Origin of the sequence: Dapis purpurea BLCC-M126, assembly GCF_050015975.1 — a bacterium.
Lineage (GTDB): Bacteria > Cyanobacteriota > Cyanobacteriia > Cyanobacteriales > Microcoleaceae > Trichodesmium.
In genome coordinates, this window is the sequence record NZ_JBNHER010000139.1 from 1 (window position 1) to 12,209 (window position 12,209).

A 12,209-nucleotide genomic window follows, 5' to 3' on the forward strand; every position below is an offset into this window, starting at 1 on the left:
TTTTAACCAGAGGTAATTATCAATTATCCATTATCAATTATCAATTAATGAATTAGGGCTTGCGCTCAAAAGTATTTTTGCTAAGACAGGGAGTAAGGAGTAGTGAAAACTCAAGACAAATTAGGGGTTGTAGAAGAGTTACAAAGGAAAAATTATCTCTTAACTTGGGTGTCCCTACCAAACCCAAGATACTCACTTTTTTGGCCTTATCAGGCTAAAATCTGGTACTTTTTAAGTGGTGAAAAAGCCTAAAACTTTTATCTGTCAATGCTTTGATATTTCATTAGCAAACCCTACTTATAAATATCACTACATATACAGGACTAGCTAATATTTTTTCATTTTCAGGAAATAGGGAATACAGTTATCAATTATCCATTATTAATTATCCATTATTAATTAACTATGAATCCGAGGTTCTGGATGTAAATTACTCAGTATCTCACTCTCAAATATTGCTAATTCTTCTAATCTTTTATCCACAATTTTTTGTTCAAAATAAGTTGTAGATAAAATCCAATATACTCCATAATGTCTGGCTTCAGATGCCATTAAACTACGATAAAATTTTGCTAACTCTGGTTCGGGACAATAATCAGCTAGCAAACCTAAACGTTCGTGACTGCGAGCTTCAATTAAACAGTAAACTAATAATAAATCCAACATTCTTTCTGGTTCATTTCGCCTAACTTGACTATTTAAAGCTCCTCCATAAGGAGGAGCATTTAGGGGAGCTAAAGGAATATTACGACGTTCTAACCACTGATTTACTTGTTCAAAATGTTCTAGTTCTTCACGGGCAATAGCTGTTAACATTTTGATCATTTTAGCATTAGAAGGATAGCGAAACATTAGATTTAAAGCTACCCCTGCTGCTTTCCTTTCGCAGTGGGAATGGTCTAATAATATAATGTCTAGATTGGCGATCGCTTGTTCAACCCAAGCTTGGGAGGTAGGTTCTTTTATATATTTAATTGTTGGTGTTTTTGATAATTGCATAGTTATTCCTAATTTTACTTTTCATAAGTTGATGTTGCTATTTTTCTAGCATGAAATGTCAGGTATAAATAATTTTCTAATACTTTTTTAAAGTAATCTTTTGTGAAGATCAATTACTTGTTCGCATTGAGCAAGTTCTAAATTTTTTAATCAGTTCCCGATAGCTAGGGGATTTAATATCATATCAGACTAACTTTTACCGAAAGTAAAATTTGTCCGCAAGAGTTATTTGTAGGGACCAGCAATAACAATCATTGCTCAGTTGCAATTAATTATGGGTCAAACGTTAATCTAGTTGCAATTGATCCTGGCCGAAAAAGTTTCTTATTGCTAGTCCGGGACTTTATTATTGCTGGCTGCTACATATAAGGGTTTTAAGAATAGTGGGATAGGTTCATGGTTAACGCACTGCTTAGGGGATAAATTCACAGAACAGGGAACAGGAAACAGGGATGGCTTACAATCTGCCGAATGTGGGTAGTAAAATTACTACAACCAGAATTTTGTAAATAGATATAAACTATAGTTAAGAAATGTAAAGTTATGAGCCCAAATTATGGAACTGAGTCAGATCAAAGCGTTTCTTGATAGTCCCAACCCTCAAAATCGCATGAAAGCGATCGTTGAGTTAAGAAATCACACTCCCTCTGTGGTTGTCCCTTTACTCAAGCAGAGAATGTATGACAAAGAGTTTGTGATTCGTTCCTTTGTGGCAATGGGTTTAGGTTATAAGCGTACTAATGAAGGTTTCCAAAGCCTGCTCGATTTGATTGAGAACGATGGAGATCCCAATGTTAAAGCTGAAGCTGCTAATTCTCTGGCTAATTATGGAGAAAAAGCAACTCCCCATCTGGTAGAACTTTTTAGAAGTGAACCTCATTGGTTAGTAAGACAGAGCATCTTTGCCGTTTTTTATGAAATCGGTTCTCCTGATCTTCTCCTACAGCTTTCTAAGTGGGGATTGCAAGGAGAGGACTTAGTGGTCAAATTGGCAGCTATTAGTTGTTTAGGAAAATTAAGGAAAACGCCCTATGAGCCAGAAGCAGTAGATCTACTTTTTGAGCTATCGACTGCTGAAACAGTAGCAATTAGAGTGCAAGTTGCCAGAGTTTTAGGATCTTTTGAGGATGATAAAGCTAAAGCGATATTAGCAGAATTACGACAAGATACAGATCATAGAGTTGTAGGCGCAACTCTAGAAGGAATGATTTGATCACCGTATATTAAAGTAATTTTTCACCCATATTAATCAGAAAACTTGAAATTCTAAGGGCAAATCATGGCAACTAACGAGCGCAAAAAGCGCATTATGGAACACTTAACCCTAACAAGCAATCTGAATTTCTAGGGTCGTTTTCCTGGTTTCCAACCTGAAGCCTCAGCAACTGCAATAACTCCACTGACTCCACCCATAACACCGGACACTCGTAAAAAAAGCATTAAGGAGCACTTAGCCCGTAGTTGCGCTAATTTTAACGACTTTTCTGTCAGCTTAGAAAAGCGCCAAAAACAAAGTAAAGGTTAGTGCCACTGCACTCCAAGTCACTAGAGATATAGCATGAAGCAGGTTGGGAGATTTGAATTGGATTATTTGGAATTGGAGGGAAGCGACTTGACTTTTGCTTACCAAGGTAAATGGCTTCCATCCCAGGAGAAAAACTGCCCGCTATCAGCTTGTTCAAGATTTTCTATTACTTCCAGCAATTGGGTGACAGTGTGCTCTACCGAAAACAATTTTTCCGCCGGTACGTTTTTTTGAAAAGGTTCGGAGAGACGCGTATCAGTCGTGCCTGGGTGTAACATGACCACAATCGTTCGAGGGCTAGTGCGATGATACTCAATGGCGACATTCCGCATCAACATATTCAGTGCGGCTTTTGAGGCGCGATAGCCGTACCATCCTCCGAGTTGGTTATCGCCAATGCTGCCGAGCTTGGCAGAAATAGCCGCTAGAATGCTTTTCTCGCCGTGGCGAAATAAGGGTAAGAGATGTTTGGCTAGTAGGAGGGAACTAATACTGTTGACCTGAAAGTAGCGCAGCAAAAGCTCTGGATTGATGTGTTTCAAGCTTTTTTCCGGTTGTAGACTCCCTTCGTGGAGAACGCCGGCGCAGTTGACAACCAGATGCAATTTGCCTACTTTTTGCTTGATGTAGGCAGCAGTTTGGGCTATCTGCCCTTCATCCGTCACGTCCACTTCCAGACAGCAGATTCTCTCTGGAGCTTCGCCGGCCTTGGCCAATAACTCAGTCGCCGACTCCCGGCAGCGGTAGGTGGCGTAAATCTGAGTAAATTTAGGTTCTTGTGCCAGTTTCCTCACAAAACCGAGCCCAATACCTCTATTTGCCCCAACAATTAAGGCATTACCTTGATTGATCGTAGATTTCATCTTTTTGTTTTTCCTCCAGCAGAACCTTGGGCAGGTTCAAAAAATTTTTGTCTCTAAGTCAAGTTATTGTAATAATTGTTTATAATAGTAGTAACAAATATTAACATTTAGCACCGAGAGGTGCCAGAGAACTGATTATCAGTAGAGGACTTAAGATCATGGACAACCAAGACACCAAGCTCGGCTTCACCCAATTTGCAGAAACCTGGAACGGTCGCCTAGCTATGCTCGGCTTCGTCATTGGTCTCGCGACCGAATTGCTGACTGGCCAGGGAATTCTGTCTCAGTTGGGTTTGATGTAGTTAGACAGTAGCCAACCCTGCCACCAATCTCTGTCTGGCAGGGTTGGCTTACAAAAACCGGCGTGAAGAACCACATTGACCTGAGTCATAGTTTTCACCACTGCGCGTGTCGATTTTTGAGGTCAAAGTTCTTAGTGGGACTTACACAAGTTAATGAGTAAAATTAGACTATAATGCTTGTTCAATAAGGATTTTACGTCAAAGCTTTCTGAAGATGAGAGAAACTAATAATCGTGACGTATTTTAATCGTGACGTATTTGCCTCTTACAGAAAGACTTTAGGTTATATTTGGGGTTAAAAGTTTTGTAAGTCCCACTAATCAATTATCAATAGTTTTCATTCCAAATATTTCTTCGACTAAAATGCATAATTTTGCTAAAGATAACTGTTTAATTTGTGTTTGTATTTATCGTAAAATTTCTTCAAATATTTCCTGAATAAGATGCAATATTTATTTGAATAATTGCTAAAATTTTCCTTGTTATCACTCATCTTTTTGTCTTTTTTTTATCATTTTTCAATCCTTATTCTCGACCTTCTTGTTCGGCTAAAATAATTTCTCCTTTGATGTTATCTATAAATACTTCTCATTTATCTAACTCCTCTAACTCTTGATTTTTTAAGTTGATTCAGTTGTTTAATGCTGCTTCTATTTTAGATATTTCTCCAAGAGTTTCTGGTATTACTATCTAAATATAGGAGCAGATTGGATACAAATATCTAATATAGTGCGTTAAGACAGATTTTTAAATATAGCAATCCGTACATTGGTCGTCACAGTTTTAATAATAGTTAATTTGAGCTGAAAACCTTGAAAATTATCACTCATGACTCCTAACTGCCACCAAAATATTACCGAATAATTAATAGTTGATAATTAATAATTAAACAATTCAGGTTTAAAGCCTCCCCTTTTAAGCTATGCTTTATAAATATCTTTCTTAACATAAAATTTGACACGCATAGAGAAGTTATGTATTTGCTATTTAATGCAGATTTCAGGAGAGTAAACCTATTTAATTAGAGGTTTTTCTCCACCCATCTCCCCATCCCCCCATCTCCCTATCAGAAAATAGTTTTAGGAGTTCCTTATAAGGGATAGCCTTTTAAGGGGATAAAATCAAAAAAAAATTCTTAAGTGTAAATCCCCTTTTTTTTAGAGGTGGTAATTGTTAATTGTTAATTGCTCAAAACCTAAACTAGGATTGCTATACCTTTGACAACTTAGATTTTAGCTATTCAACCACCCTACTAGATTTTTATGGGCATTATTTTTTTTCATTATTTTCACCCTCATAACGTTCTTGTGCTATTTTCTGAACATGATCTGCAAAATCTGGATAATGGTCTAATACTTTTTTAAAGTCATCTTTCTCTAGGACAAATAACTCACAGTAACTTAATGTTTGAACAGATGCAGTACGTCGTTTTTCATATAAAAGAGCAATTTCTCCAAAGAATGTACCTGCTTCCATAATTCTATATGTAATACCAGTTTTTTCTGAAAAAGCTTTCACCGAGCCACGCCTAATAAAATACATTTCATGACCCCATTTACCTTCACGAATTATATATTCTTGAGGCGGTAGTATTTCTGGTTTTAATGCCATTACTATTTCCCCTACAAAATTGGGAGTTGCACTTTGAAAAATTGGAACTTTTTCAATTACTTCTTTGTGCAGTTCTAGTGCTAATCTCATCCTTAAAGGAGCTGGTAATTCATCTAGTATATGATAATCTCTAATATCTCGATTTTCTAGCCATCTATATTGATAGTAGTCTCTAATTTTTTCTTGTAGTTTAGGAGTTATTTTATTTTCTCGCATATAGGTTTGAATTTGCCCTAACTTTTCTCGATATCTAGCTTTTACAGCATCTAAGTTAGAAATTAATGAAGATACATTACCAATAATATAAGCATACATAGATATCCCTAAAAACATAACTATTAGAGTAAATATTATTTCAATTTCAGTAGTGGGGGTAATATCTCCATATCCAACAGTAGTAAGAGTTGTAATAGCCCAATACAGAGAGTTTATATATTGAGTTCTTCTGTTCGCTGATTCCAATGAATTAGAATTTAACCAAGAATTTCCGGTAGTAGATTCCCAACTACCAATCATAAACCAGACACAAGCTACCCAATGAGTAATTAAAATAATTACTATTACTAATTTAAACATTCTAATCAAGGTGGGATTAATATGAATATTAGTTTCCCACTTGTTAAAAATTCGATAAAATTGAGGTAAGCGTAATAAACGAGTTAATCTCAAAAAGGCAATAATAAATAATGAATTTGGAAATAAAATTCGTGTAATTAAATCTCCAGGAAAACTCACTATTAAATGTCTCCTGAAAAGTCCAGTTCGATAATTTTGGGCTATCCTTTTTGGGTCTTCAACATATTCTCCATGCTCAAAGTAACCAAGACGAAATCGAAGAAATATATCAGTAATTAGAATACTGTCTCCGATTAAATCTAATACAATCCAGATGCCATTAAATCTTTCTAGAAAAGCAATTCTGAATGGTACAAGAAAAGCATTATAAATAGTAATAGATACAATTAATACTTCCCATAATCTAACTACTCTGCTATCGGGATAAAATATAGGTATTTTCACTTCAGTTATTAGTTATCAGTTATCAGTTATCAGTCAATACAGTTCAGATAATACCACTTTTCAAAAAGAATGCTACAAAAAGCTGTATCTCTATCAGAGATGTTTAAAAATAGCATATCTAATTCATTCTAGAAATTTTTCTCTATCATTTACCCCTCTTTTTTTTTATTTACTTCTTCTTCCTTGCTTATTTTTACTATTTATAACAAACATTTATCATGCTTGGTATAATAAGAAATTAATTCTTATGCAGTTACATCTTAATTTGTGATCTATTGCTACAATCAAAAAAATATAAATTCCATAAATTATAAAAATAAAACTTTTTTCCTATTTTTTTATGATGTTTTTCTTTGCCTGTTACTCATGTCGTGACTGTAGCAATATTTTATAAAATTGCTATAAGACCAAAACTCCTATGCTATTGAACAATTAGAGTAGCTCTTCAGATTAGAGATTGAATTTATCAGGAAATATAAAATCAAAAATAGATAGGTAATAGGGAGGAAGAAATTAAGACTAACTTATGTTAGTTAAAAATCTAGGAACATATATACATTTTCACCTATCTATCTACCAGATTTTAATCCCTTGAAGTATTAATGCTCTTCTATTTTAGTTACTCCCAATCTCTGTTAATACTTATTAAAACTGCAAAAAAAATCCTTAACTAAACCGTATATAGTTCTCAGTACCTCTTGTAATACCAATTATAAAAACTAATGGTTTATTCAGGTAAAATTTACTGATATAATAGAGTAGGTTAAAATCATAAATATGCTTTTTTATTTCCTTGAAAAAGGAAAGTTAAAAACTTATTTATTGGTGATTAATTAATAATTTTTCGATCATAGTATACATATCTTGAGCCAATTTTTTTGGGTTCCACAAAGGTGCTAAACTTTCTGAATCCTTAGACTTAACTAACCTATTAATATATTCCTGCCGTAAGTTAAGATTTTGACCTAATTTTACACCCCAATCAATATATTCTTGCCATGACCATGATACGCCTAACTTAATATCTAAACTTTGTAAAAAAGAATAACCCATTCTAGATAAAAATTGTTCTCCAGTATGGGTAACAACTGGCAAGTTAAACCATAAAGCTTCTAAAGTATGAGTACCACCATTATAAGGATAAGAATCAAGTAAAATATCTGCTAAAGAGTAAATAGTTCTATGTTCTTCTTCTGTAGAAAACCTATTTATAAATTTAATCCGATGAATACTCACATCCTCAGCTTTACAAGCTTGATGATAAGCAGCTTGAAATACTGCTACATCTCCTAATCCTTTATGAACTAAGATACTATTAGGTACTTGTTTCAAAATAGCAACTTGCGCATTAACTAAATCTCGGTTAAATTTCCTACCTGGTGCTAAACACAGATAAACTATTTGATCTAAATCTATTCTCTGGGATCTTCTTAAATTAGCTTGACTTTTTTCTATTCTTTGAAAACCAGAAATTGCCACAAATGAATCTGGCATTCTCACCAATTTTTCTACATAGTATTTATCTCTATCTTGGGGGTGAGTGTGGGAGTCACAGAGAAAATAATTATCTGAAGATATGTAAGGAGCATCAAACCCTAACCAAGATATAGAAATAGGTGCTGGTTGATGATAGAGAATATCTGTATTAATTGGTAAACTTAGAGAATCTAAATCTATTAATATATCTATTTTGTCTTGCTGAATTTCACTAATAATTTCTCTGACATCCGCTATTCCTTGAGGATATTTTTTTGGTGAATATAGTTTAGTAGTAGCTTGACTAAATTTATGAGTTTGGTCGTCTACTTTTAAACGTTCAGTTGAATATAAATATGTTTCTGTGTTGAGATTTCCTAACTCCCGAATTAGATCAAGACTGCACCAACCTACAGAATGTCTGCAAAAGTGACTGGATATAAATCCAACTTTTAATTTTCGACTTTGACTAAACTCAAAATTTCCCAATTTTTGATGATGATTAGACTTAGGTTTGAGAGCAAGTTGAGTATAAGTTTCAGATACTAATTTATAGAGATAAGAGTTAGCTTCAATATTATCTCTTAAGTAAGGAACGCTGAATAAAAAATTACCATATAAAGATTTTAGTTCCACTAATTTTTTGACAATATTTATATCTTCTCTAAGTTTAGTCTCCAGCTCAAAAAATCTATCTTTAGCAATTTCATTTAAGCCAGATACTTGATATGTACTAATCATATATATGGCAGTCATAATCGGATCTGCTTCCCTACATTCTTGACTATATTTATTGACTGCTTCTCTAGCAACTTTATAATTATTACCATCTCTAAGAATGCCACATAAATGTTGATGAGCTGTGGCATATTCAGGTTTAATTTCAATGGCTTTTTTCAGATTTTGAATAGCTTCAGAAAACTTACCTTTATTTCTCAAACTAATTCCAATTTGACCATAGGCTTCTGCTAAATCAGGCTTAAGTTTAATAGCTGCTTGCCAAAAAACAATAGCTTCCTCTAATTTACCCTCTTCAGCTAATCTATATCCTTGGCTTAAATTAAACTCTACTCCACCCAAACTAGGATTTAATTCTAATGCTTTTTGCTGGGAGGCGATTGCTTCATCTGACTTGCCCAACCGCTGCCAAACTTTGGCCAAATTCCAATAAGCAGCGGCCATCTCTGGTTGTAATTGAATAGCCTTCCGGTAACAACCGATCGCCTCTTCTAGTTTTCCCTGGCGATAAAACATACTGCCCAAATTAACATGAGCCTGGGATAAATCAGGATTAAACTCTATGGCTTGATAATATAGACTAATTGCTTCAGAGATTTGACCCTGGGCCTGAAGAATATTTGCCAGGGTGACGTAAGTAGGAGCCCAATTAGGTTGTAAACTTAAAGCCTGACGACAACAAGCGATCGCTTCTGATAATTGTCCTTGAGCATAGTAAAGTTCAGCCTGTTGTGTCAAAGCCTCAAAATTTGGAGTTTGTGAGCTGGAAAAACTTGAGTGAGTATTCATTTGAACGACTTTTTGTGGTAATTAAAGTTTAAAATTTATCATATTTGGTAGCTCAGTAGAATTTACAGGATATATGTTATATGATGTCCATTTGAATAGTTATAATTAGAGCTGCGTAGTTTTGCTCTAGTCCTAAGATAGATATTTCATGTTGCTAGAGCAATACTATAAACCAAAACTTTTTTATCATTTATTAGCTGATAGTTAACGGCTAAATGCTTACAAATAACGAATATTTCAATGATTTGGCAAAAATTGAATCTACTCCAACCAAAAACAAAATTTAAACCCCAAATAATTCTGACAATTATTTCATTAATTTTGGCAATGGGGATATCTATTAGTATTAGTAATAAAATTCCTGCCCAAGCAAGAACTGAAAAAAACTACGAAGAAAAATTATTTGAAACTGCTCTATCTTTTACTCTATATTTTGAAGGTGGATTTAGTAATCATCCAGCAGATAAAGGTGGTAGAACTTATAAAGGAATTTTACAAAGTGTATATAATGCTTATCGACGGCGAAGGGGTTTACCACCATTAGATGTTACGCAAATGTCTGATGCTGAATTGATGGAAATCTATCAAGGTTATTGGGATAATAGTAGGTCAGCTACTATGCACCCCGCTCTTGCCGTAGTTATGTTTGATACTGCTGTTAATTTTGGTATTAATAACTCGGTAACTTTTCTGCAACAAGCTTTAGGACTACCACAAACAGGTATATTTGATACTAAAACCAAAGAAGCATTAGCAGAAGGTAATAATCGAAATACTGCACTGCAAATGATTAATGAAAGGATTATTTATCGTTATAAAAGGGTACAAGAAGATGCAAGTCAGATGGCTTTTTTTCATGGTTGGTTAGCTCGTGATTATAGTTTGTGGGGTTATGTGGAAAAGCTAAAAGATAAGTAAGTATTTCCTGGGAAATTCTACGCAAACAGCAGTCAGCCAGACTCTTACAGAGGAACTGGGTGATCGGCAATTAGCTAATTGTTTTTAGAGAGGAACTGGGTGATCAGCAATTAACTAATTGTTTTTAGAGTTGTAATGAGCAAGAATTATGAAAATATAAATCCCTATCTAAAAAATTATATCTATTCCCTTAATGCTAAAAGTTGACTACAAGCTAACTAAATACTTAAATATATTTGATAAAAAAGAGAAATTTTTAGGATTTGCATAATACCAGAAGAAAATACTTGACATATCATCTATTGGTTAAATGCAGTAACAGGACTTATTGATTTTCCATGCTAGATAAACAAGTTATTTATGTAACAGGGTTACCACGAGCAGGCTCCACCCTACTCTGTCAACTTCTGGGACACCATCCCGAAATTTATAGTACGGGCTACAGTTCTCCACTTTGTCAAATCCTTGTCGGGTTGCGACAAAATCTTAGCGACAGTAACCTTTTACTAGCCCAATTAGACACAGATTTTGACCGCACCTATCAACGTCTACTCCAGGCATTTCGGGGGTTGATGGCGGGGTGGTTTATCGAAACCGAGAAGAGTTGGGTGGTGGACAAAAACCAAGGCTGGATCGGCCAGTTGGACACGCTACATCTCCTCGATCCCCAATGTCGTATGCTGGTGTGTGTGCGGGAGTTGGGGCAAATCTATGGCTCGATCGAAGCCCAGCACCAGAAAACTCTCCTTCTGGATTTTCCCGATCATCTTGCTGCCTTATCCAAAGCTGATCGAGCCAAACAGCTATTTGCTGAGAAGGGAGTGGTTGGCAGTTCCCTGCGGGCAATTGAGGCGGTACAGGACTTGGATGATTCCTTGCAACAACATTTGTACTATGTAGTCTTTGAGCATCTTGTCAGCGATCCTCTTGAAGTCATGCAAGGCATCTGGCAATGGTTAGGCTTAACACCGATCTCCTTCGATCCGAAAGATATTCACATTATGCCTCGTGAAAGCGATAGCTACTATCGGTTTAAGTATCCTCACCAAACCTATTCGGAGATCCGGTTACCACAACCTTATGTTATTCCCCAACGTTTTGAAGCTATGCTGCGACAGACCTTTCCCTGGTTCTATGAAACCTTCTACCCTGGTAAAAAATAAAGGATGAGAAATGAGAATAAAATAAGGTACAAAAGTTTCAGAGTTAAGATTCTAATTCCTTAATTTAATTTGTCCAGATTGGACAAATACAGGTTTCTCAGATTTTGCTTGAGTTGCAATGGGCGGGGGCTGAGTAATATCCCGCCCGACAAAACGCTTAGACAATCTCGCAATTAGTTTATTCTCTCGAAACTCGGTGAGGGTCATACCATAAAGATGCAAATCCACAAAGGTTTGGCTGGTCAGATCGAAGATATGTTCCCGCAAGACCCCTTCTAAGGTAAACCCAACAGCAGGTAGGATCTTCTGCGGAGCCTGATTATATTGATAGACATAGGCATACAGGCGATGCAGATTATATTGGTTGAAGGCTAGATCGGTAACGAGGAGAGACCCCTCCGGGCCATAAATATGACCGCGATGAACATCGTTAAATAGTCCTAGCAATAACTCGGCTCTACGGTGCAACGATGAATAAGCCACTAGGGATACCATACCGATTGGGCCTTGGGTTTGATGAATCATTAATAGCTCCAAATAGCGACTCTTGGCCGGGTCTATCTTGAGATCTCTGGTTAGTCTTTCGGTTAGCTGTGCTTGAGTCTCGACTCGATCATTGAGTCGGAACAGTCGCATAAACTCTGGATTGTTATACATTTGTTCAAATAACAATGGGGCATCCTCCGGCAGAGTCCGCCGCAGGATGAGGGAACGGCCTTGATGCAAAACCAGTGGAGTAGAAGCAGTCATTTCAGTTATCAGTTATCAGTTATAGCAAAAAGCATTTATGCTGAGGGCAGAAGCG

General features: G+C 35.7%; 10 protein-coding genes. 5 read left to right on the forward strand and 5 right to left on the reverse strand.

Features of this window, described 5'->3' with window-relative positions:
* The first annotated feature begins 102 nt into the window (after positions 1–102).
* Positions 103–252, forward strand: coding sequence for a hypothetical protein (locus ACP6PL_RS12385; RefSeq protein WP_426545566.1), 150 nt, complete (start codon positions 103–105; stop codon positions 250–252).
* Positions 253–399: 147 nt separating this feature from the next.
* Here ACP6PL_RS12385 and ACP6PL_RS12390 read toward each other — a convergent pair whose 3' ends face one another.
* Positions 400–999 (reverse strand): MiaE family protein, encoded by a 600-nt coding sequence (locus tag ACP6PL_RS12390; protein ID WP_426545567.1) that lies wholly within the window; start codon positions 997–999, stop codon positions 400–402.
* 556 nt (positions 1,000–1,555) lie between these two features.
* Here ACP6PL_RS12390 and ACP6PL_RS12395 point away from each other — a divergent pair.
* Positions 1,556–2,212 carry a HEAT repeat domain-containing protein gene (locus ACP6PL_RS12395; RefSeq protein ID WP_426545568.1) on the forward strand — a complete coding sequence of 219 codons (657 nt, stop codon included), beginning with the start codon at positions 1,556–1,558 and terminating at the stop codon, positions 2,210–2,212.
* Between the two features lie 410 nt (positions 2,213–2,622).
* Here the strand turns inward: ACP6PL_RS12395 and ACP6PL_RS12400 are convergent, their stop codons facing one another.
* Positions 2,623–3,387, reverse strand: a complete 765-nt coding sequence (locus tag ACP6PL_RS12400) for an SDR family NAD(P)-dependent oxidoreductase (RefSeq protein ID WP_426545569.1) — start codon at positions 3,385–3,387, stop codon at positions 2,623–2,625.
* Positions 3,388–3,545: 158 nt separating this feature from the next.
* Between ACP6PL_RS12400 and ACP6PL_RS12405 the strand changes: the two genes are divergently transcribed.
* On the forward strand, positions 3,546–3,689 hold the full coding sequence (locus ACP6PL_RS12405) for a chlorophyll a/b-binding protein (protein ID WP_426545570.1): 144 nt from the start codon (positions 3,546–3,548) through the stop codon (positions 3,687–3,689).
* A gap of 1,269 nt (positions 3,690–4,958) precedes the next feature.
* Here ACP6PL_RS12405 and ACP6PL_RS12410 read toward each other — a convergent pair.
* Together ACP6PL_RS12410 and ACP6PL_RS12415 are read right to left on the reverse strand one after the other, a co-directional pair.
* Positions 4,959–6,320: an ion transporter gene (locus ACP6PL_RS12410; RefSeq protein ID WP_426545571.1), complete on the reverse strand. Its 1,362-nt coding sequence runs from the start codon at positions 6,318–6,320 to the stop codon at positions 4,959–4,961.
* A gap of 819 nt (positions 6,321–7,139) precedes the next feature.
* Positions 7,140–9,323 (reverse strand): O-linked N-acetylglucosamine transferase, SPINDLY family protein, encoded by a 2,184-nt coding sequence (locus ACP6PL_RS12415; protein WP_426545572.1) that lies wholly within the window; start codon positions 9,321–9,323, stop codon positions 7,140–7,142.
* A 240-nt stretch (positions 9,324–9,563) separates the two neighbouring features.
* Between ACP6PL_RS12415 and ACP6PL_RS12420 the strand changes: the two genes are divergently transcribed.
* Positions 9,564–10,241: a glycoside hydrolase family 108 protein gene (locus ACP6PL_RS12420; protein ID WP_426545573.1), complete on the forward strand. Its 678-nt coding sequence runs from the start codon at positions 9,564–9,566 to the stop codon at positions 10,239–10,241.
* A gap of 338 nt (positions 10,242–10,579) precedes the next feature.
* Entirely contained in the window at positions 10,580–11,404 is an 825-nt protein-coding gene (locus tag ACP6PL_RS12425) for a sulfotransferase family protein (RefSeq protein ID WP_426545574.1), read from the forward strand.
* Between the two features lie 51 nt (positions 11,405–11,455).
* Here the strand turns inward: ACP6PL_RS12425 and ACP6PL_RS12430 are convergent, their stop codons facing one another.
* Positions 11,456–12,154: a GNAT family N-acetyltransferase gene (locus ACP6PL_RS12430; RefSeq protein WP_426545575.1), complete on the reverse strand. Its 699-nt coding sequence runs from the start codon at positions 12,152–12,154 to the stop codon at positions 11,456–11,458.
* Between the last annotated feature and the right edge of the window lie 55 nt (positions 12,155–12,209).